Annotated in this window: 18 protein-coding genes and 1 pseudogene; 10 read left to right on the top strand and 9 right to left on the bottom strand. The window is 72.9% G+C overall.

Going from position 1 to position 21223, the window contains the following annotated elements:
• Window positions 1-11: 11 nt before the first annotated feature.
• The 4 genes and pseudogenes from F5972_RS38685 to F5972_RS39595 all read left to right on the top strand — a co-directional run.
• A complete protein-coding gene (locus tag F5972_RS38685; protein ID WP_263641786.1) occupies window positions 12-140 on the top strand; it encodes a hypothetical protein in 129 nt (42 codons plus the stop codon).
• 11 nt (window positions 141-151) lie between these two features.
• Window positions 152-997, top strand: a complete 846-nt coding sequence (locus tag F5972_RS01095) for a glycosyltransferase (RefSeq protein WP_150930176.1) — start codon at window positions 152-154, stop codon at window positions 995-997.
• A gap of 32 nt (window positions 998-1029) precedes the next feature.
• A complete protein-coding gene (locus F5972_RS01090) occupies window positions 1030-2217 on the top strand; it encodes a glycosyltransferase family 4 protein (protein WP_225311075.1) in 1188 nt (395 codons plus the stop codon).
• Window positions 2214-5348, top strand: a pseudogene (locus F5972_RS39595) (alpha-(1->3)-arabinofuranosyltransferase domain-containing protein); the annotation flags it as partial. The gene F5972_RS01090 and the pseudogene F5972_RS39595, both read left to right, overlap by 4 nt.
• A gap of 825 nt (window positions 5349-6173) precedes the next feature.
• Here the strand turns inward: F5972_RS39595 and F5972_RS37760 are convergent.
• Entirely contained in the window at window positions 6174-7523 is a 1350-nt protein-coding gene (locus F5972_RS37760) for an acyltransferase family protein (protein ID WP_150930172.1), read from the bottom strand.
• Between the two features lie 175 nt (window positions 7524-7698).
• Between F5972_RS37760 and F5972_RS01075 the strand changes: the two genes are divergently transcribed.
• Together F5972_RS01075 and F5972_RS01070 are read left to right on the top strand one after the other, a co-directional pair.
• Window positions 7699-8631: a DUF3068 domain-containing protein gene (locus F5972_RS01075; protein ID WP_150930170.1), complete on the top strand. Its 933-nt coding sequence runs from the start codon at window positions 7699-7701 to the stop codon at window positions 8629-8631.
• Entirely contained in the window at window positions 8628-9350 is a 723-nt protein-coding gene (locus tag F5972_RS01070; RefSeq protein ID WP_150930168.1) for an aspartate/glutamate racemase family protein, read from the top strand. Before F5972_RS01075 ends, F5972_RS01070 begins: the two co-directional genes overlap by 4 nt.
• A gap of 78 nt (window positions 9351-9428) precedes the next feature.
• Here the strand turns inward: F5972_RS01070 and F5972_RS01065 are convergent, their stop codons facing one another.
• A complete protein-coding gene (locus F5972_RS01065; RefSeq protein ID WP_150930166.1) occupies window positions 9429-10586 on the bottom strand; it encodes a S1 family peptidase in 1158 nt (385 codons plus the stop codon).
• A gap of 128 nt (window positions 10587-10714) precedes the next feature.
• A complete protein-coding gene (locus tag F5972_RS01060; protein ID WP_150930164.1) occupies window positions 10715-11674 on the bottom strand; it encodes a LysR family transcriptional regulator in 960 nt (319 codons plus the stop codon).
• 148 nt (window positions 11675-11822) lie between these two features.
• On the opposite strand from F5972_RS01060, the gene F5972_RS01055 reads away from it, so the two are divergent.
• Window positions 11823-13031: a damage-control phosphatase ARMT1 family protein gene (locus F5972_RS01055; protein WP_150930163.1), complete on the top strand. Its 1209-nt coding sequence runs from the start codon at window positions 11823-11825 to the stop codon at window positions 13029-13031.
• A 198-nt stretch (window positions 13032-13229) separates the two neighbouring features.
• Here the strand turns inward: F5972_RS01055 and F5972_RS01050 are convergent, their stop codons facing one another.
• The 3 genes from F5972_RS01050 to map all read right to left on the bottom strand — a co-directional run bounded on the left by F5972_RS01050 (window position 13230) and on the right by map (window position 15586).
• On the bottom strand, window positions 13230-13934 hold the full coding sequence (locus tag F5972_RS01050; protein WP_225311074.1) for a VC0807 family protein: 705 nt from the start codon (window positions 13932-13934) through the stop codon (window positions 13230-13232).
• A gap of 145 nt (window positions 13935-14079) precedes the next feature.
• On the bottom strand, window positions 14080-14718 hold the full coding sequence (locus tag F5972_RS01045) for a LysE family translocator (protein ID WP_150930161.1): 639 nt from the start codon (window positions 14716-14718) through the stop codon (window positions 14080-14082).
• Between the two features lie 100 nt (window positions 14719-14818).
• On the bottom strand, window positions 14819-15586 hold the full coding sequence (gene map, locus F5972_RS01040; protein WP_150930159.1) for a type I methionyl aminopeptidase: 768 nt from the start codon (window positions 15584-15586) through the stop codon (window positions 14819-14821).
• A 52-nt stretch (window positions 15587-15638) separates the two neighbouring features.
• Between map and F5972_RS01035 the strand changes: the two genes are divergently transcribed.
• The gene (locus tag F5972_RS01035) at window positions 15639-15917 is read left to right on the top strand and encodes a helix-turn-helix domain-containing protein (protein ID WP_150930158.1); all 279 of its coding nucleotides are present in this window, start codon (window positions 15639-15641) and stop codon (window positions 15915-15917) included.
• Between the two features lie 132 nt (window positions 15918-16049).
• Window positions 16050-16643: a hypothetical protein gene (locus F5972_RS01030; protein ID WP_150930156.1), complete on the top strand. Its 594-nt coding sequence runs from the start codon at window positions 16050-16052 to the stop codon at window positions 16641-16643.
• Here the strand turns inward: F5972_RS01030 and F5972_RS01025 are convergent.
• Window positions 16547-17509, bottom strand: a complete 963-nt coding sequence (locus F5972_RS01025) for a LysR family transcriptional regulator (protein ID WP_150930154.1) — start codon at window positions 17507-17509, stop codon at window positions 16547-16549. The two genes, F5972_RS01030 and F5972_RS01025, sit on opposite strands and share 97 nt — an antisense overlap.
• Before the next feature lie 76 nt (window positions 17510-17585).
• Here F5972_RS01025 and F5972_RS01020 point away from each other — a divergent pair, with 76 nt between their 5' ends.
• Window positions 17586-18533 carry a threonine ammonia-lyase gene (locus F5972_RS01020; protein ID WP_150930152.1) on the top strand — a complete coding sequence of 316 codons (948 nt, stop codon included), beginning with the start codon at window positions 17586-17588 and terminating at the stop codon, window positions 18531-18533.
• An 18-nt stretch (window positions 18534-18551) separates the two neighbouring features.
• Here the strand turns inward: F5972_RS01020 and F5972_RS01015 are convergent, their stop codons facing one another.
• Window positions 18552-19313 carry a hypothetical protein gene (locus F5972_RS01015; RefSeq protein WP_150930150.1) on the bottom strand — a complete coding sequence of 254 codons (762 nt, stop codon included), beginning with the start codon at window positions 19311-19313 and terminating at the stop codon, window positions 18552-18554.
• A 31-nt stretch (window positions 19314-19344) separates the two neighbouring features.
• On the bottom strand, window positions 19345-21174 hold the full coding sequence (locus F5972_RS01010) for a substrate-binding and VWA domain-containing protein (RefSeq protein ID WP_150930148.1): 1830 nt from the start codon (window positions 21172-21174) through the stop codon (window positions 19345-19347).
• Window positions 21175-21223: the final 49 nt, after the last annotated feature.

Genomic DNA, 21223 nt, shown 5'->3' with positions numbered 1-21223 from the left:
GGAGCCCTTCCATGCGCGTGCTTCTGGCGGTGGCCGTCGGCGGTCTGCTCGCCGTGGGTGCCACGGTGGGTCTGGTCAACGTGGCCGACACGTCTCCGAGCCCGGTCAACAAGCCCCTGTACAACTACGGCAGCCGCTGACCACCCCCGCCATGCCCCCGCCGAAGGGCTCTCCCGTGCTGGAGATCGTGATCCCCGCCCGCAACGAGGAGGCGCGGATCGCCAAGGGACTGTCGGAGCTGTGCGCGAAACTCGCCGAGCTGCCGTTTCCCGCGCGGATCGTCGTCGTGGACAACGCCAGCACGGACGCCACGCCGGACGTCGTGCGCGCCCTGCCCCCGCGTACGACGCCGATCCGGCTGATCCGCTGTGAGACGCGCGGCAAGGGCGCGGCGGTCCGGGCCGGGCTGCTCGCCACCACCGCCCCTCTCGTCGGGTTCTGCGACGTGGACATGGCCACCGACCTCGCCGCGCTCGACACGGTGGTCCGGCGGCTCGTCGCCGGACAGCCCGCGGTCATCGGCTCCCGCGCCGCGCCGGGCTCGGTCGTCGAGGCGCGGCACAGCCGGGTGCGCAGGCTGGGCGCCCGGGTCTTCCGCGCCCTGGCCCGCCGGGTCACCGGCCCGATCGGCGACACCCAGTGCGGGTTCAAGTTCTTCCACGGCGACCTCGCCCGCCGGGCCGCCCGGCGCCTGCGCACGACCGGGTTCGCCTTCGACGTGGAACTGCTGGCCCACGTGCACCTGCTCGGGGCCGGCGTACAGGAGATCCCGGTGACCTGGAGGGACGTCGGCGGCTCGACGTTCTCGTGCTGGCGGCACAGCTGGGGGGTCTTCCTGCAGATCGCGGTCATCTGGGTCAGGACGCGCTCCGGCCGCCGGGCGGCCCGCCCCCGCCTCGCGCTGGCCTCCACCCGCCCCTTCGCAGAGCCCCTGTCACCCGATCACACAGCCTTCGAACACACGGCCTTCGATCACACGCCGCCCGTCACCGCCTGAGCCCTGCCGGAACACCTCATGCCGACGAACACGTGAACGGGACGAACGGCGTGCCGCCGCGGCTGTCCGGCCTGCGCGTCGCCCTGGTCAACTGGCGTGATCCCTGGCACGAGCGGGCCGGGGGCGCCGAGGCGTACGCCTGGGAGATCGGCAGGCGGCTCACGGAGTGGGGGGCGGAGCTCACGTTCGTCACCGCGCGCGGCCCCGGGCAGGCGGCCGCCGAGACCGTGGAGGGAGTCAGGATCGTCCGCGGAGGCGGCACCTTCACCGTGTACGCCCGTGCCGCGGCCTGGCTGTGGCGGCACCGCCGCGAGTTCGACGTGGTGATCGACTGTCAGAACGGGATCCCGTTCTTCACCCCGCTGCTCGTGCCACGGGAGGTGCGGGTGCTGTGCGTCGTGCACCACGTCCACGACGCGCAGTTCGGCGTGCACTTCCCGGGCTGGCTCGCGCGGCTGGGCCGGTTCCTCGAAGGCCCGGCGGCCCGCCGGATCTACCGGCGGCACCTCTGCGTGGCGGTCTCCCCGTCCACCGTCGCGGCCATGCGGCGCAGGCTCGCCTGGACGGGGCCGATCACCGTCGTGCCCAACGGCGGGCACCCGCCTCAGCGGGCCCGCCACGAGCGGACCGAGCGGCCCTCCCTCGTCTGCGTGGGGCGGATGGTGCCGCACAAGCGGATGGAACTCGTCGTCGGCCTCGCCGAGACGATGCGCGCGGAATGGCCGGGTCTCACCGTCGACCTGGTCGGCCGCGGCCCCGAACTCGGGCGCCTCACCGCCCTGGTGGCCGAGCGCGGGCTCACCCACGTCGTACGGCTGCACGGGCACGTCCCGGAGGAGGAGAAGGAGCGGCTCGTCGGCCGCGCCTGGGCGCATCTGTCCGCGTCCCAGGGCGAGGGCTGGGGGCTGAGCGTGCTGGAGGCGGCGGCGCTCGGCGTGCCGACGGTCGCCTTCGACGTCGACGGCCTGCGCGACGCCGTACGCGACGGGCGTACGGGCTGGCTGGCCGGGCAGAGCGCGGGGGAGGGCATGGCGGAGGGCACAGCGGAGGGCCGGTCGCTCGCGAAGGTGACGTCGGAGGCGCTCACGCTGCTGTCCGACCCCGCGCGGGCGGCCGAGACCGCGCGGGAGTGCCGCGCCTGGGCGGCCCGGTTCACGTGGGACCGCAGCGCCGCGATGTTCGCCGAGCTCCTGCCGGACCCACCCCGGAAGGGCCGATGAGCAGCCACACGAGCAGCCACACGAGCACTCTCACGACCGACGCCCGGATGCGGAACCGGCTGCGTCTGCTGGCCACCTCGCTCCTGCTCGTCGCGCTCGTGTTCCGGACCAGGCCCGGTGAGCTGCTGGCCGACACGAAGATCGACCTGACGGTCACGCCCGCGGCGTACCTCGGCCGGGCGCTCGACCTGTGGGATCCGGCGCAGTTCGGCCAGTTGCAGAACCAGGTCTCCGGCTATCTCTTCCCGATGGGCCCGTTCTTCCTGTTCGGGAAGCTGCTCGGGCTCGACGGGTGGGTGGTCCAGCGGCTGTGGATGGCGCTGCTCGCCGTGACGGCCCTCGCCGGGATGAACCGGCTCGCGGCCCGGCTCGGGATCGGGACGCCGGAGACCCGTCTCGTCGCCGCGCTCGCCTTCGCGCTGGCCCCCCGCGCGGTGTCCGACCTCGGGGTGCTGTCGGCCGAGGCGCAGCCGATGGCGCTGCTGCCGTGGATCCTGCTGCCGCTGGTCACCGCCGCGCGGGGCGGCAACCGGATGGTCTGCGCGGCCCGTTCGGCGTTCGCGGTGGCGTTGTGCGGTGGGGTCAACGCGGTCGCGGTGGGGGCGGTCCTCGTCGTCCCGGTGCTGTTCGTCGCCACCCGCGACCCGGAGGCCAAGCGAGTGCGGCTGCTGGCGTGGTGGCTGGCGGGGGTGGCCGCGGCGACCCTCTGGTGGACCGTCCCGCTGCTGCTCATGGGCAGGTTCGCGTTCTCGTTCCTGCCCTACACCGAGAGCGCGGCGACGACGACCCAGGTGACCTCGCTGCCGAACATCCTGCGCGGCACCGCCGACTGGGTGACCTCGATCACGGGCGGCGCCGGTCCGGCGATGCCGGTCGGCTTCGAGCTCACCCACGCGACCTGGGCGGCCGTGGCGACGTGCCTGCTGGCCGCGATCGGGCTCGCCGGCGTGCTGCGGGCCGACGCGCCGCACCGGCAGTTCGTGACGCTGACGTTGCTGGCGGGCCTGCTCGTCATGTCGGCGGGCCACCTGGGCGCGCTGGAGGCGCCGCTCGCCCCGGCGGTCCGCGAGCTGATCGACGGTCCCCTCGCGCCGCTGCGGAACCTGCGCAAGTTCGACCCCGTGGTGCGTCTTCCGCTCACGCTTGGCCTCGCTCATATCCTCGCCGCCGCACGGCGGCCCCACTTGAGTGCGCGGTTCTTGATGGCTGGCGTGGTGGCCGCGCTGGCGGGGATCACGCTGCCGGTCCTCCAGCTCGGGCTGGCCGGGCCGGGGACGTTCCGGGAGATCCCGGGCTACTGGCACGACGCCGCCCGATGGCTGAACGGCCGAGCCGGCGACCAGGCGGTGCTGGCCCTGCCCGGGTCCGCGTTCGCGGAGTACACCTGGGGACGGCCCCTCGACGAACCCATGCAGCAGCTCTTCACGGTGCGCTGGGCGGAACGGCAGATCGGCGCGGCCGGCTCGACCGGGCTCACCAGGGTGCTCGACGCGGTGGACCGGCAGGTGGCCGCCGGGCGCGGGTCCCCTGGTCTGCACGAGGTGCTGGCCCGCCTCGGCGTACGGTTCCTCCTGGTGCGCAATGACCTGGACCGCCGCGCCATGGAGGGCACCCTTCCCGCGCGCGTGCACCAGGCGCTCGCCGACACCGAGGGCGTCGCCAGGGTCGCCTCGTTCGGCCCCGATGTCGGGTCGAGCTGGGACATGGACGACGCCGTCCTGGGCCAGGACCCGGCCTACCCCGCGCTGGAGGTGTACGAGGTCGACGGCGCCGCCGGTGTCGTCTCGCTGCTCCCGGCCGGTGGCCTGCTGCGGGTGTACGGGGCGCCAGAGGGGCTGCTCGACCTGGCCGACCAGGGGCTTCTGAGCGGTCGATTCGGGGAGCGTCCCACGGTGCTGAACGCGGACCCCGGCGACGCCCGTGAGGCCGTCGTCACCGACTCCCTCCGCCGCAGGCAGCGGCACTTCGGCACCATCCGGAGGGGGGTCTCGCCGACGCTCGCCGACGGGGAGTCGCCGCCGGGAACCGGGGTGGTGGACGACTACCTGGAGCCGGGCTGGGCGCCGTTCTCCGCCACCGCCGCCTACACCGGTGTAGCGGGCGTGTCGGCCTCCTCGTCGGCCTCCGACCCCGGCACCATCGCCATGCCGCAGTCGCCCGGCTATCTGCCGTACGCCGCCCTCGACGGGAACCCGTGGACGATGTGGCGGTCGGGCGGCACGGACGGGCCACTCGGCCAGTGGATCAGGATCGACTTCGAGCGGCCCCTGCGGCTCACCGACATCGGGGTGCGATTCGTCACCGACCCCGTCCTCGGGCCGCCGCCCGTCCGGGTCGCCGTGGAGACGGCGGCCGGCCGCGTCGAGCAGGACCTCACGGACGTCGCGCAGACCGGCGGCTCCCAGAGCCTGCGGGTCACCGACGGGCCGTCGTCCTGGCTCCGGCTGCGCGTCCTGCGGCTGGCCGAACAGCCGGAGGACGCGTTCGGCACGTCGGTGGGCATCGCGGAGATCACCGTTCCCGGCCTGACCACCGGCCGGACGTACCGGTCGCCGGACGTCTCCGGGCAGACCGCCGGGACGCCCACGACGTACGTCATGACCAGGGCGGCGGGAGACGAATCGCCCTGCGTGCTCGGGCCGGTCCGGTGGCTGTGCCAGCCGTCGGCGGAGCGGCAGGGCGAGGAGGGCTACACCTTCGACCACACCGTCACGGTCCCTGCCGCTGGTTCCCCACGGCTGACCGGCCGGGCCGTGCTGCGGGACGCCGCCGCCATCGACCGGTACGCGCAACTGACCGAGTTCCCCCAGGTCAGCGGGTCGAGTGTGGCCGTCGACCAGCCGGTGGCGGCGGCCAGGTCGGCCTTCGACGGCGACCCGCGCACCACCTGGATCAGCGGCGAGAACGACCGCCATCCCGAGCTGTCGATCCGGTGGGCGAGGGCCAGGACGGTCGGCCGGATCGTCGTCCAGCGCCCGAAGGGAGCGCGCCCGTGGACGTCGGTGCTGATCACGGCGGGCGACGGCAGCGTGCGCGGCGGCTGGCTCGACGACGAGGGCGAGGTGCGGTTCCGCCCGGTGAAGACCGACCGCCTGCGCATCCAGTTCTCCCCGGCGGCCCCGCCGCTGCAGGTCACCGACGTGCTGATCGACGGGGTGAAGCCGCTGCCGGACATCGCCGGGGTCCCGTTCACCCTCGACTGCGGTTTCGGGCCGGCCCTGACAGTCGGCGGTACGGGCGGCGGTACGGGCGGCGGCGAGCGGGTCGCGACCCGGGTCGAGGGCGTCTACGGTGACGTGCTGACCGGGCGCCCGCTGCGCTTCACCTCCTGCGGCAAGGTGCGTGTCGCCCCGGGCGCCACCCGGATCCGAGCCGTACCGCTGGACCCGTTCCGGGTGGACTCCGTCGTGATGGATGGCGTGAAGGGTGGCGCGGACCCGGCACCAGCCGCCACTCCGAAGTTCTCCGGGAAGGTCTCGGCCGAGTCCTGGGGCGCCTCGCGGCGCACGGTGTCCGTCTCGGCGGAGGCCGACGCCTACCTGGTGCTGGGGGAGAACTTCAACGCGGGCTGGACCGCCACGGTCGCCGGGCACACCCTGACGGCCGTGAAGATCGACGGCTGGCGGCAGGCCTGGCGGATTCCCGCGGGCACGTCGGGGGTCGTCCGGCTCGACTACCCGCCCGACCGGGTCTACCGCGTCGTGCTCGTCGCGGGCTTCGCCGGTCTGCTCCTGGTGGCGTTCCTCGCGACGCGTCCGGTCCGCCTGCGCGCCCCGCGGGCCGTACGGACCCGGGCGGCGGCCGTGGACCGGCGGCTGCTGGCTCCGGTCGCGGCCCTGGCGGGGTGGTGGATCGCCGGTCCCGCGGGTCTCGCGGTGGTCACCGGGTGCGTCCTCGCCGCCCTGTGGGGCGGACCGGCGCTCGGCCGTCTCCTGCGCTCACCACTGCCGGTGGTGTCACTGCTCGTGCCCGCCGGGGTGCTGGCGACCCTCTCGTGGGGCGACTCCTGGCAGCAGCGGGCCGCGCAACTGCTCTGCCTGCCCGTTGTCGCGGCGCTGCTGGTCGCGCTCGCTACGGCCGGGGCCAAGACGTCGGCCGGGGCCGAGACGTCGGCCGAGCCGCCGGGCGGGCTCCTCGACGAGGAAGTGGCTCAGGGTGGCGACCAGGACCGAGAGGGGCACGACCACGAGCAGCACCGGCCAGAACCCGCCCGTTAGGGGCTTCATGTCGGCGAGCCGGTAGAGGACGGCGATCACCAGCACATGCCACAGGAACAGGCTGTAGGAGACACGGCCGAGGAAGCGCATGACCGGGTTGCCGAGGGCCCGGTCGGCGAAGCCCGGCCGGCCGTCCGAGAGGGCCAGGGGCGCGACGAGGAAGACCGCCGTGACGCCGTAGAGGGCGGTCTTGAAGCAGGAGGCCCAGAACGTGTCTCCGCTCAGGGTCCTGGGGCCGGTCAACTCTGTGCTCGCGACGACGAAGGTCAGTGCGGAGATCAGCCAGCAGGCGCCGGCGGAGGAGCCCAGCGTGCGGCACAGCACGCCCACCCGGCCGGCCGGCTGCGCCTTCGCCCAGGCGGCGAGCAGGGAGACGGCCATGCCCAGGGCGAACCACAGCAGGTAGCGCGGCAGGTGCAGGCCCATCATCGGCTTCCACGTGGGCCAGAAGGTCGCGGCGATGTAGGCGAACGAGACCGAGCCGAGGAGGGCGAGCGCGAGCAGGGCGCGAGAACCCCTCCGGTTCACGTCACCGCCCCGGAGCGCCGCGAGGAACGCGACTCCCGCGCCGATCAGCGGAAGCGCCAGATAGAAGGTCGCCTCCACCGGGAGGGTCCACATCTGGTAGAGCCCCTCGGGGCCGGTTCCGGTCCACCACGGGTCGGGATCGTAGATCGAGAGCAGGCCGAGCCATTCGACCCACGTCCGCACCGAGCCCAGCCGCGCGGAGTGGAACAGGACGAGCCCGGCGGTCACCGCCACCCAGTAGGCCGGAAGCACGCGGAGCGCACGCCGCCACAGGTAGACGCGGGTGCCGGGGCGTCGCCCCGCGCCGAAGAGGGCGGCCGCCCAGGGGCGGTAGAGAAGCAGGCCGGAGAGCACAAAGAAGATCGCGACGCCCACGTCGCCGTGGGCGACGAGCCAGGAGAACTCCGAGTCGCCGTACATCTCCCCGGTCACCGAGGCGACGTGCAGCGTCAGCACGAGCAGCGCGGCGACCGCGCGGATTCCGTCGAGGGAGTTCAGATGACCGCCGTCGCCGGGGACCGGTCCCGCCGGCGTGCCGAGGTCGACCTGTGTGGCGGTCAAAGCTGATCACTCCGGCACATAGGCGTACGATCGGCACACTGTATCTCAGCCAGGCGTCACTCGTTAGAACGTGTTCTTGGCGGCGGTCACGAGCCCGCACTACGATACGCGGGCCAACCAGACCAATTCGGCATAACAGGTTCCAGGCCGTACTGGGGAGATCCCGGAGGACTTGATGAGACGGACCGGTGGACTCGTTCTCCTCGCGCTGGGGGTGTTCTTCGTCGTGCTGGCGCCGCTCCTCCGCTTCTGGGCGGCGGACCGGCTCGTGCACGCGCCCGCGGACCAGGACAGCACGACCGAACTGAGCGCGCCGAACGCCCGCTACTTCAGCGTCGCCGACATGAAGGTCCTCACCGGGAACCTCGCCATCACCGTGACGACGCGCGGCGACACGGAGGAGTCAGCAGGCGACCACGTCGTGTGGGACCAGTTCACCAATGTCAACGACGTCACCAACGAACGCCGCGGCATCTCCTTCAGCCTGTTCCGCAGTGCCTTCAACAAGTACGACGGCACCGGCGTGAACTGCTGCCAGGTCAACGTGGACAAGACGCCGGTGCGGCTGCAGGGGCAGATCTTCCTGTTCCCCTTCGGGGTCGAGAAGAAGACCTACTCCGTCTACAACCCCGCCGCCAAGCAGGCCTTCCCGGCGGAGTTCGCCGGTGAGGAGGTGCTGGACGGGCTGCGGGTCTACCGGTTCGTGCAGGAGATCCCCCCGACGGTCACCGACACGCTCAAGGTGCCCGCCACCGTGCTCGGGATGAAGGGGAAGGGGGACAAGCAGGCCGAGCGCGTGTACGACGGCACGACCACCTTCTGGGTCGAGCCCGAAACCGGCCTGCCGGTCAAGCAGGAGCAGAAGCGCCACGAGGTGCTGAAGACGGAAGACGGCGTCGAGCGCACACCCGCCCTCGTCGGCACCGCGACCTACACCCCGGAGACGGTCGGCTCGCTCGTCCGCACGGCCAGGGACAACATGAACCAGATCACGCTGCTGAAGACCACGATCCCGCTGGTCTCGCTGATCGTCGGCCTCGCGCTCCTCCTCGTCGGCGCCTGGCTCATGCGGCCGGAGCGGCCCCAGTATCTGGATCAGGAGTCGTGAGACATCTCGGCGTTCTCGCGCACAGCACGGGAGGAGCGGCCCTCTGCTTCCTCACGTTCTGCGAGGAGGGTTTCCACCGGACCGGCCGCAACGAGCATCCCGACGTCACCCTGGATTACATCGCCTTCGGGTACAGCATGCCCGCCTGGGAGGCGGGGGACCACGCGACCATCCGGGCCACCCTGGCCACGAGCGCCGATCGGCTCGCGCGGGCCGGCGCCGACTTCTTCGTCTGCCCGGACAACACCGCTCATATGGCCCTGGAGGCGCCGGGGCCGGACCTCCCGCTGCCGGGCCTGCACATCGCCGAGGTCGTCGCGGACCAGGCGGCGGCGGAGGGGCGCACCCGGGTCGGCGTCCTCGGCACCAAATACACGATGGACGGCCCGCTGTATCCCCGTGCGCTCGCCGCCCGCGGGATCGCCGCCGAACTTCCGGACGCCGGTGACCGCGACCTCGTCAACGAGATCGTCTTCACGGAACTGGTGAACGGCGTGATCAGCGAGGCGTCACGCCGAAAGTACCTCCGGGTCATCGAACGGCTGGCCGGTCGCGGCTGCGACGCCGTCGCCCTCGTCTGCACCGAGATCCCGTTGCTGATCACGCCCGAGGTCTCCCCACTGCCGACCCTGGACTCGACCCGTCTGCTGGCCCGTGCGGCGTACGACGTCGCCGTCGGCGAGCGGGCGATGCCCGTCTGGCGCGGCGGCCCTCTATGAGGGCGTGACAAAGACGGGAAGGCTCCCCCGCCGGTCGGGCGGGGGAGCCTCCTTGTACTGGTGGTCAGCCGGCAGGGATCAGCCGGTGACCAGGGTCAGGCCGTAGACGGAGAGGATCTCGTTGACGGGCTGGAAGTAGGTGGTGCCGCCGCTGGAGCAGTTGCCGGAGCCGCCGGAGGTCACGCCCTGGGCCTGGCTGCCCGAGATGAACGAGCCGCCGGAGTCGCCGGGCTCGGCGCAGACGTTGGTGCGGGTCAGGCCGCTGACCGTGCCCTGCGAGTAGCGGACGCTGGCGTTGAGCTGCTGGACGCTGCCGCAGTGCCAGCCGGTGGTCGAGCCGGACCGGCAGATCGAGGACCCGACGGCGGCCACGGACGAGCCCTTCACGACGACGTTGCCGCCGCTGTAGTTGTTCACCCAGGGCCTGACGGTCCAGTTGCTGTTGACCGACGCCCAGGAGTAGTCGTTGCCGGGGAACGAGTAGCCCTGGAAGGTGCCCATGAGGACGTGGTTGTAGCCGTACACGGTGCTTCCGACGGTGGCGCAGTGCCCGGCGTCCACGAACCCGGGCGTGGTGCCCTTGCGGACGGAGAAGCCGATCGAGCAGCGGGCCGAGCTGCCGATGTAGTAGGCGTCGCCGCCGCGGACGTCGTAGAAGGTCTGCGGCGCCTCGCTCGACCGCTCGACCCGTACGGCCGACTTGTCGACGCCGCTGGCCGCGACGAGCTTCTCGGCCGCGGCGGTGTCGGAGGCCAGTACGACCACGCTGTTGGTGCGCACGTCGACGTACCAGAGGGACGCGGCGGAGGCGGGCGCGCCGGCGGCGGCCTTGTCCAGCGCGGCCTCGGCGGCGTCGAGAGCGGCCAGGTTGCGGGCGACGATCGTCGGCTGCGCGCCCGCGGAGAGGATGGCGCCCGCCTTCGAGGCGTCGGTGGTGGCGACGATCAGGCTGTCGGAGGTGACGCCCGAGACCCAGGATCCGGCGTAGGCCTCGCCGAGCGTGGCCCGGACCTTGGCGTCGGTGTTCATGGCCTTGGCCTCGTTGGCCAGACGGGCGTTCGCCTGGTCGGCGCTGAGCCCGAGGTCGCGCTGCATCGCCTCGATCATGCCGGGCGACGGTGCGGCGGAGGAAGAGGCGGAGGAGTTGCTCGGCTCGGCCATGGCCGGGGTGGCGACCGTGGCGAGGGCCGTGACGGCCAGGGCGCATCCGGCGATTACCGTGCGTCTGCGGAGCATGTGGGGCTCTCCTTGTCTTCGGGGGGTGCCGTCAACGTAACCGACCATCCACGCAATGCGGATCTATCAGTTCGCCCCTATCACGGCGTTATGGAAAGCTCGCTCCGTCCAAGAAGAGTCACCGGGAGTCACGGTACGGCGCCGTAATCGGGGTTGGTGACCAGCCAGTCCGCGTAGCGCGCGCTGCGCCGTACGGCGTCGGCGTAGGCGGCCCGCGCGTGGGCCGCCACCGCGGGGGCGGCGCGCGAGCCGATCGAGCCCGAGTGCCAGCCGAGCAGGTGCCGCCAGCCCAGCGGCGCGCCGGCCAGCGGCATCATCACGAGCCCGGACGTGAGCTGGAACGTGGCCTGGCACAGGGCGACGGCCTTGCCGACCCCGACCAGGTGCAGGCAGGTGCCCACGTCCGTCTCGTAGATCGACTCGGGCACGAACCCGGCACGCGAGCAGGCGGTGGCGAAGCAGTCGGAGAAGCATCCGTCGCCGGGGGCCACCACCCAGCGCTCGTCGGCGAGGCGGGACAGCTCCAGTTCCTTCTCCCCGGCGAGGGGGTGGTCCTCGCCCAGGAGCACGAAGACCGGGTCCATGCCCACCGTGGTCCAGCTCATCGCGTCGGCCGCGGGCGGAGGGCTGTCGCCGCACCTGCCGAGGAGCACGAAGTCGAGCCGCCCGGCCACGGCCAGCCCGGTCAGCTCGTCGGCCGACCAGGAGGTGCGGGTGGTGATCGGGATTCCGGGCTGCACCGCGGTCAGCCGCTCGACGAGCCCGCCGAGTATGGGGCCGTGCGTGGCGCCGAGCCGGTAGCCGGGGAGCTTGACCGACGTGTTGGCGAACCGTACGGCGTCCTCCTGGAGGTCGCGTACGGCGGGCAGCAGCACCCGCGCGCGGGCCAGCACCATCTCACCGAGGGGAGTGGGGCGTGCGCCGTTGCGGTCGCGTTCGAACAGCGGCCCCCCGAGTGAGCGTTCGATGCGTTTGAGCTGGGCGGTGAGGGATGGTTGGGCGAGGCCGAGGCGGGTGGCCGCCTTCGTGACGCTCCCGGCTTCGGCTACCGCGTGCACGATTCTGAGGTGGCGGATCTCCAGATCCATACCGGGAAACTACGGCGACAGTGGTATGGCCGCAATCCCACATTGTCATGAAATTTGACTTTAACGTGTGAGCGGAGGGGGCGGTGCGGCAGGTGCGACGCCCTGCGCTTTACTGACGGGTGAGTGTCACGAGCGGGGGAGACGCCGGATGAGCCATGACCTGGACGCTGCCCGGGACGAGACGCCGGCCGCCGCGCCGATCCTCGGCAACGTCCCGGGCTCGTACGCGCTGAGCGTGTTCCGGGAGCGGCATCCCGTCCTGATCAAGCAGGTCAGGGAGGCGTTGCCGTACACGCCGGACCGGCGGCGCGCGCTCGACCGGCTCCTCGGCGAGGTCGAGCGCGACGTCATGGAGCCGCTGGAGCCGTCCGCGCACGACGGCGCCGCCTGGGCCGAGTGGGGCCGGGGCAAGATCGGCGGGCGCTGGGTCGACGCGCCGTTCCTGTGGGCCGAGAGTTATTTCTACCGAAAGTTGCTGGAGGCCACCGGATACTTCGGCGACGGCCCGTGGCGGGGGGTCGATCCGTTCGGGCCCCTGAAGCAGGCCGAGCTCGACGGGCCGGACGTGGACGGAGAGCTCGCCGCGCTCGACGAGACCGCCGCGCTGTCCCCGGACGAGCGGGCCGAGGCGCTCCTGCTCGGCTCGCTCTGGGGCAACCGCGCGGACCTCTCCCACAGCGCCACGGGTACGGCCGGAGGCGGCCGCGAGCGGGCCACGGGCCTGGTCGTGGACGACGGCCCGCTGCTGTGGGCGCTGCTCGGCGGCCTCGCTCCGGCGCGGATCTGCCTGGTCGCCGACAACGCGGGGCGGGAGCTGCTGCCCGATCTCCTGCTGGCCGACCACCTCCTCGCCCACGGCCTGGCGAGCGAGGTCGCGCTGCACGTCAAGCCGGTTCCCTACTTCGTGTCCGACGCCACGCCGTCCGACGTGCTCGCCTGCCTGCGGCGGCTCGCCGCGGCCCCCGGCCGGGCGGGGGAGGCCGGCGCCCGGCTCTGGGCGGCTACGGAGGACGGACGGCTCACGCCGCGGGCGCATCCGTTCGCGTGCGCCCCGCTGCCGTACGAGGACATGCCGGGCGACCTGCGCGGCGAGTTCGCGGCGGCCGACCTCACGATCATGAAGGGCGACCTGAACTACCGCAGGCTGACCGGCGACCGGATGTGGCCCCCGGCCACCCCGTTCGCCGCGGTCACCGGCTACTTCCCCGGGCCGGTCGTCGCGCTCCGCACGCTGAAGTCGGACGCGCTCGTCGGCGTGCCCGAGCGCACCGCGACCGAACTGGACGCGACCGGCCGCTCTTGGCGCACCAGCGGCACCCACGCCATGATCCAGGGCAGCCGCGGTCAGGCGGCGTAGGCGGCGGCGACGCCATGCCGCCACGTGCGCCTGCCCCTGTGTAGGCGCACGTGCCGGACTCGGTGACGGCCACCTGCTCGCCGTGCCGCCCGCTCGGCGCACTCGGCGAAGCACGGCGCGAGTTCCCCCGTGGTCAGCTCGCAGGGGAGCTGCGCCCGCCCGGGAGGAAGCCGGTGTCGTAGGTGATGCCCCTGCCTCTCATCGCTCGCCCTTCGCCTCGGCGTTGACCATCATCATGATCGGCCCGGAACCGAACGCGCCGGCGAGCACGAGCCCCAGCGCGATGGCGGCGACCAGCAGCACGTTGGACAGCCAGACCATGGTGGAGACCGGCAGCGTGAACGCGCCGGCCAGCCGGACCACGCACTCGGCGAACAGCACGCCGCCCCAGATGGCGCTGAACCTCCGCTCGGCCCGGCGGAACCGGGCCGAGCCCTCCGCGAGCCGCTCCCAGGTCGCCTCCTTCGCCGCGTTCCCCTTGGTGACGAACACCCGCATGCCCGCGGTCATCACCGGCCGCCCGGTGAACGCCGAGAGCATGATCGCCAGGCTGAGCACGCCGCTGAGACCGGAGTCCTTGGCGATCATCATGCGGGCGTCGCCGGTGAGGAAGCTCAGCGCGATGCCCGCCACGTTGACCACGAGCGTCAGCGCGGCCATGCCGTTCAGGGTCCGCTCGCGGACGATCCCGGTGACGACCCGGACGGCCGGGATCACCCCGCTCACCGCGAGCGCGGTGACCTCGCTCAGCCCGAACGCGCCGTGCAGGACGTAGTAGCACGCCATCGGCGCGGCGACGTCCAGCGCCAGCGGGACGAGCATCCGGCGGAGGTTGCCCGTCGGCGGCCGAGCGGTGTCCCTCGAAGCGGCAGGAGGGGCGGGGGAGGTCAGGATCTGCGTCATCGGCGCGGTTCCTCCGGGGGTCGGCGCAGGTGTCTTCCTGCGCCTCAAGCCTCCCGGACGCCGGTGCCGCCGGACAGATTCGCCGATCCCGACTCCGGCAGTACAAATGTCCCGGTCATACTGTCCCGGTCGTACGGCCGGCGGGTCAGGCCTTCGCGGCGCCTTCGCGGGCCAGGGCGGCGACGACGCCGAGACCGAGGTAGACGACGCCGCTGCCCCGGTCGAGCCGCCGCCGGGCGCGCGCCGACGACCGCAGCCGCCCGGCCAGCACCGAGGCGAGCAGCGCGTACGTGCCGTCGCTGGCCATGCCGAGCGCCACCCAGACGGCCCCGAGCACCAGCACCTGCGGCGCCACGGGGCCGCGCGCGGGATCGACGAACTGTGGCAGGAACGCCAGGAAGAACATCGCGGTCTTCGGGTTGAGCACGTTGACCACGAACCCCTCCCCGAACAGGCGGGTGCGCGAGGCGACCCTGACCTCGGCGGCCTCCGTCTCCGGCCGTCGCAGCAGCTTGCGGACGCCCAGATAGACGAGGTAGGCCGCGCCGAGATACTTGACGACGGCGAACGCCGTGGCCGACGCGGCGAGCAGCGCGGTGATCCCGAGCGCCGCGGCGGCGATGTGCACCAGCGAGCCCGCGTGGACGCCGAGCACCGACACCAGCCCCGCTCCGCGGCCCTGGGCGACGCTGCGGGTGACGATGTAGAGCACGGCCGGTCCCGGCACCACGAGCAGCGCGAGCGTGGCGGCGGCGAAGAGGGCGAGTGTGGGCAGGGTAGGCATGCTCGGATCGTACGGACGCCGCCCCCGCGCGGGCATCCCGATTTTCGTCGGCGCACCCGGGTCGGAGCAGCCGATCAGAGCAGCCGGTCAGCGCACCCGGTCAGAGCAGGGTGAGCACCCGGGGGCCGTCCTCGGTGATCGCGATCGTGTGCTCCATGTGGGCGGCCCGGCTCCCGTCGGTGGTGTGCAACGTCCAGCCGTCCGCCCCGGTGAGATAGCCGTCCCGGCCGCCGGCGATGAACATCGGCTCGATGGCCAGCGCCAGACCGTGCCGCAGCGGATATCCCCGCCCGGGGCGGCCGTGGTTGGGCACCGGCGGATCCTCGTGCATCCGGCGGCCGATGCCGTGGCCGCCGAAGTCCCTCGGCATGCCGTACCCGGCGTCGCGGGCGACCGCGTCGATCGCCGCGGAGATGTCCCCGATGCGGTTGCCGACCGTCGCGGCGGCGATCCCCGCGTCGAGCGCCCGCCGGGTCGTGTCGATCAACTCCACGTCGCCGGTGCGCGGAGTGCCGACGACGAAGGTGACGGCGGCGTCGGCCGTCCAGCCGTCCAGTTCCGCCCCGCAGTCCACGCCGACGACGTCGCCGTCACGCAGCCGGTAGTCGCCGGGGACGCCGTGCACGATGGCGTCGTTGACGGACACGCAGATCACCGCGGGGAACGGGGTCGGCGCGAAGTGCGGCCGGTAGCCGAGGAAGGGCGACCGCGCCCCCGCCTCGCGCAGCACCTCCCGCGCCGTCTCGTCCAGCTCCCTGAGCCGCATCCCGACGGCGGCGGTCCGGCGTGCGGCGTCGAGCGCGCGGGCGACGACGCGCCCCGCCTCCCGCATCGCGTCCAGCGCGGCGTCGGTCTTGATCTCCACCATGACGCACCCTCCAAGTGGCACCAATACTTATACCGGTATTAGTATCACGGTCATGGTGAGAGTGCCCCTGACCCCCGAGGAACGGCAGCGGGGGGAGCGGTTCGGCGCCCTGCTCCGGCAGGCGCGCGGCGAACGCAGCATGATCGAGGTCGCCGCGGCGGCCGGGCTGTCGGCGGAGACGCTGCGCAAGATCGAGACCGGCCGCGCGCCGACCCCGGCCTTCTTCACGGTCGCCGCCCTCGCCTCCGCGCTGGGCCTGTCTCTGGACGAACTCGCCGCCGCCTGTGCGGAAGGCCCGAACGCCGCGGCGGAGTTTCGCCGGGCCGGCTGAATCTTTCACCGGTCCGCGACGGGGTCGCCCGGCCGGCGGCGGCCGGGTCGGGCGGCGTTCGCCCTGGTGGGCCGGGCCGGCGGCGCACCGGGCGGCCGATGGGACGAGGGCGCGCGGCCGTGATTCCTGTACATGCGGCGCAGAAGAAACGACGCTGAGGGCACCGCCGGATGGTCCTGCGTCTTCCTCGTGGAGGTGTCGATGCGACTCGCCCCCGCCCGCCTGCGTCGTTCGGTCGTTCTCGCGGCCGTCGTGGCCACGGCGTCCGCCGCGGCCGGGCTCGCCGGTCCGGGTGCGGCCGTCGCCGCCCAGAGGACGGTTTCCGCCTCCTCGTGGAGCCCGTCGCCGACCCCCACAGTCACCCCCACGCCGGGCGTCATCGTCTCGCCGTCGCACGTCGCCGTGCCCGAGGGCGGCTCGGCGGTCATCCACGTGCGGCTCAGCGGGCGGCCGTCGTACGGCTGGGTGACCGTCGACAGCGAGCCGCTGTCCGGTGACTCCGATCTGCGGATCGGCCCCCGGCTGCTCTTCCCCGCGGACACGTGGAGCACCTGGCAGACCCTCCTCGTCTTCGCGGAGGAGGACGCCGACTCGTCGAACGGCACCGCCACGTTCCTGTCGAAGATCAGTCAGCTGCCCGGCACCGGGACCGCCGTCTGGAGCGCCACCGAACTCGACAACGACGGCCCGACGCCGTCGCCGGCGCCCTCGCCCGCGCCGAGCTGAGCCCGGAGCAGGGCGGCGACCAGGGCGGCCGTGGCGGGCGGGTCGGGCGGCTCGCCGTACGTCGCCGCGTGGACGTGGCGGGCCGGGCCCGGCAGTTCGGAGGTCAGCACGCCGGGATGGCGATGGGCCGACAGCGCCAGCCGGGGGAGGACCGCCACGCCCAGCCCGGCCGCGACCATCGCCTGCACGGCCACGTAGTCGTCCGTCGTGAACGAGACGCGCGGCTCGAAGCCCGCCTCGGCGCACAGCGCGAGCAGGTGGGCGCGGCACCGCTCGCAGCCCGCGATCCAGGGGGCTCCGGCGTACGCCGCCAGATCCGCGGCCCGGTCGTTTCCGGCGGCGGTCACCAGGAGGCTCGGGTCGTCGAGCAGCGGGACCAGCCGGACGCCGTCGTCCTCGGGGCCGGCCCCGCCGTACCGGAAGACGACGGCCACGTCGACCTCGCCCGACCGCAGCAGGCGTAGCGCCTCGGGCGGCTCGGCCTCCATGAGGCGCAGGTCCAGCCCGGGATGCTCCTTCGCGAGCCGCGCGGCGGCGGCGGGGACGAACGTGCCGAGGGCCGAGGGGAACGCGGCCAGCCGTACGCGCCCGGCCCGCAGCCCTACGTGCGCGGACAGCTCGGCGGATGCCGCGTCAAGGCGGCCGAGGATCTCGGCGCCGCGCTCGGCGAGGAGGCGGCCCGCCTCGGTCAGGCGGAGGCCGCGGCCCACCCGCTGTACCAGCTTCGCGCCCGTCTCCGCCTCCAGCCGGGCGAGATGGTGGCTCACCGACGGCTGCGAGTAGTGCAGCTCGCGGGCCGCCGCCGTCACCGTGCCCGCCCGGGCCACCGCGACGAGGACACGCAGCCGTACGACGTCGATCGTCATCTATCAACCATGTCTATCGGTTTCCTCGAACACTTCAGTTGGACGTATCTACCAGTGCCCGGCCACGCTGGTACGCATGACAGGCATTCGCGACATTCTGGACGCTCGGCGGCTCATCGCCCACCATCTCCCCGAGACGCCCATGTGGTCCTATCCGGTGCTCGACGCCGCGGTCGGCGCGGAGGTGTTCGTCAAGCACGAGAACGTGCAGCCTACGGGCGCGTTCAAGGTGCGTGGCGGCATCACGCTGCTCGCCCGGATGGCCGACCGCGGTCGCGGGGTCGTCACGTACTCCACCGGCAACCACGCCCAGTCGATCGCGTACGCGTCCCGCCTGTACGGCGTGCCCTGCGCGGTGCTGATGCCGGAGAACCCGAACCCGGCCAAGGTGGCGGCGGTCGAGGCGCTCGGAGCGACCGTCGAGGTGCGGGGCGCGACGATGGTCGAGACCGCCGGGCACGCCCGCGATCTCGCCGGGCGCACCGGGCGCAGGCTGATCGGCCCGGCCGACGAGCCGGACATCATCGCCGGGGTCGGCACGCTCTACGCCGAGATGTTCGCCGCCCGGCCGGACCTCGACGCCGTGTTCGTGCCGGTCGGCAGCGGCACCGGAGCCGCCGCGGCGTGCCTGGCCGCCGCCGCGCTCGCGCCCGGCTGCCGGGTGATCGCCGTCCAGTCGGCGCAGGCCCCCGCCGCGCACGACTCGTGGCGGCTGAACGCCCTGGTGAACAGGCCGGTCAAGACCGTCGTGGAGGGGCTCGCCACCGGCTCGGCGTTCGCGACGCCCCAGGCCGTGATGCGGGACAGGCTGGACGACTTCGTCCTGGTCAGCGATGACGACATCCTGCGGGCCCAGCGGATGCTGCTCGGCGAGGCCCACACGCTCGCCGAGGGAGCGGGAGCGGCCGCCCTCGCCGGGCTGCTGGCCCGGCGAGAGGAGTTCGCCGGGCGGCGGGTCGCCGTCGTCTGCACGGGCGGCAACGCCGGCCCGGCCGAGCTCGCCCGCCTCCTCGCCGCCCTCTGAGTGCCGGTCAGAGCGTCTTCAGGGGCCGAGGTCGCGGCGGGTCGCCTCCTCGACCTCGTGCAGGCTCTGCCGGGTGAGTTCGAGCTCGGTCGTCAGGTCGTGCAGGGCCTGGCCCCCGCCGTCCGCGCCGCCGGAGGTCGCGGTCATGGCGGAGATCTCGACGGCCCGCGCGACCAGGCCCTCCAGGCTGATGGCGCCGGACTCCAGCCGGGCGAGCACCCGTTCCCGCGCGCCCGACAGCCGTCCGTACACCTCACGCTGCGCGTCCAGCGCGGCGATCGACCGGTCGAGCTCGCCCGCGACCTCCTCCCGGGCCGTACGGCGGGCCTGCGTGAGCCGCGCGCGCTCCTGATCGAGGAAACGGGGGTCGAAGCGGGCGAGGGCGGACCCGGTGACGGAGGCGTGCCCGGCGAGCCGCCGCAACGTGCCGACCGTGTCGTCCACCTGCGGGCGCATGTCCGCGATCCGGTCGAGCAGGATCTGCCCGCGCATGGAGGCGGTCAGGTCGGCGAACGACCCGGCGGCGCGCTCGGCCCGCCGCAGCGAGGCCTCCTCCGCGCTGCCGCGGGCGACCGGCGGCCCCTTCGGCTCGGGTGGATCGGTACGGCCCTCGTCTCCCGTGGACTGCCACGCGGAGGCGAAGGCCTTGGTGAGCCACACCGCCACGCCGGCGACGGCCGCCCCCGCCGGATGGACGTCGACCGCCCAGGCCGCGCCCGCGGCCGTGGCGCCCAGGAGCAGCGCCCAGGGGTCGCGCAGTTCCTCGGTGAAGCGGGACAAGGGGGCTCCCGTTCTGGAAGTCGGAGGTCGTTCAGAAGTTGGAGATGACGGCGGTGAACACCTGGTCGATGCTCACGGGCTTGCGGGAATCGTAGGCCGCCGCGTCGGTGCTCTGCGAGATGCGCCGCAGCACGTCGAGATCGGCGTCGGCGCCGTACGCGATGGTGAACATGCGCACCGTGTCCTGCCCGGTCTCCTGGCGCAGCTGCGGCAGCAGGTCGTCGAGGGAGATCGAGTTGTTGTCCTCGTTCTTGCCGTCGGTCAGGAAAACGACCGCGTTGATGGCGTCGCCGCTCTGGTGCCGCAGCACCTCCTGGTACGACGCGAGGGCGGTGTCGTACAGGCCCGTGCCGCCGTTGGGGATCAGGCCCTCGATGCGGCTCTTGAGGTGCGACTGGTTGTTCCTGCCCATGGGCACGAGCTCGCGGTAGTCCTTCTCGCCGTCCTGCTTGAGGGAGAACATCCACAGGCCGACCCGGTCGTTCGGGCCGAACTGCGGCAGCGCGTTGACCGCGGCCTGCTTGGCGAGGTCGAGCTTGGTCTTGCCGGTGCCGGCGACGTCGGCGCCCATCGAGCCGGAGACGTCCATCACCATCAGCACGTTGGCGGGCTTGCGCAGCTCCGCCCAGCTCCGCAGCATCCGGTCGAGCACCTGCGGGGTCGGAGTGCTCAGCGTGGTCGCCGGCTGCTTGGGGTCGAGGCCGTCGGCGGCCGTGATGTGGCCGGTCGGCTTGCCGTCGAACGACCGGAACGCGTACTTCGCGAACTCCTTCTGCTGGTCGGACTCCCGCAGGTACTTCAGGAAGTCGGCCGCCGCGGCCTTCTTCGCCGCGTCCGCCCAGGACAGCACGGCGTACGGATGGTCGGAGAAGAGCGTGCCCTCCTTGGGATAGATCGCCACCAGCGGGACCTTGGGCTTCGCGTGGTCGCCGAGCGTCTTCGGGTCGCCGGTCGGGTTGCCCTGGTTGTAGTCCCAGACCGACTTCTCCTCCACGGTCACCGCGGAGATGTAGGACATCGCGGTTCCCGCGTCGTCGGCGCGCTGGAGGTTCGTCAGGAAGGTCAGCGTGGTGTCGCCGTAGTGCACGATGGACCGCTCGACGCCCTTGACGAAGTCACGGGCCTTCGCGCCGGTGACGTCCCGCTCCGTGAGGTCGCCCGACAGCCCGGTGGCGGCGAAGTAGGCCCCGACCGTCGCGTTGAGGCCCGAGGTGGAGAAGTTCGGGTTCGTCTTGCCGAGGCGGAACCGGCCCCACTCGGGATGGTCGTACTTCGCCCACCCCTTCGGGTTGTTCGCGAGGGCGAGGACGTCCGACCAGCCGATCTTCTTCGACGGCCAGCCGAGCGCCTGCGCCATCGGCTTGGGCATCGCGATGACCAGCGGAGACTTGGCGATCGTGGGGTTGTCGGCGGAGGCCGGCGACTTCTGGTCGCCGCCCTCGACGCGGTGCCGCAGGAGGGCGACCCACCCGGCGGACGCGGGCGTCCACACGTCCGGCTTCGGCCCGTCCTGGCGCGCGTTCCAGCCGCGCGCCAGCGCCTGCATCGCGTCACCGGACGCCTTGGAGCTCACGACGACGTCCACGCACCGGCCGTCCACCTCGTGGCCGTTGTACCCCTTGGCCATCTCGCGCAGCAGTTCGGCCTTGTCGCTGGAGGCGGAGATGGTCAAAGTGATCCCGTCGTCCCCGCAGGCGCGCCCGGCCGAGTCACCGCCCGCGTCGCCGCGGAAGGCTTTCCCGACGTCGGGCATCCCGCCGAACACCGTCTTCAGGCCGACGATGAGCGCTCCCGCCACGATGACCGCGACGATGAACGGGGCCACGCTGCGGCGGCGCTTCTGCTGGGGTGGGGGATACACGGATCTCCTCCATATCAACGGGATACCGGTATTAATCCCGACGAACGGC

The sequence above is a fragment of the Microbispora cellulosiformans genome, assembly GCF_008728085.1.
Lineage (GTDB): Bacteria > Actinomycetota > Actinomycetes > Streptosporangiales > Streptosporangiaceae > Microbispora > Microbispora amethystogenes.
The sequence above is the reverse complement of the archived record's forward strand: the minus strand, read 5'-3'. Positions and strand labels throughout refer to the sequence as shown.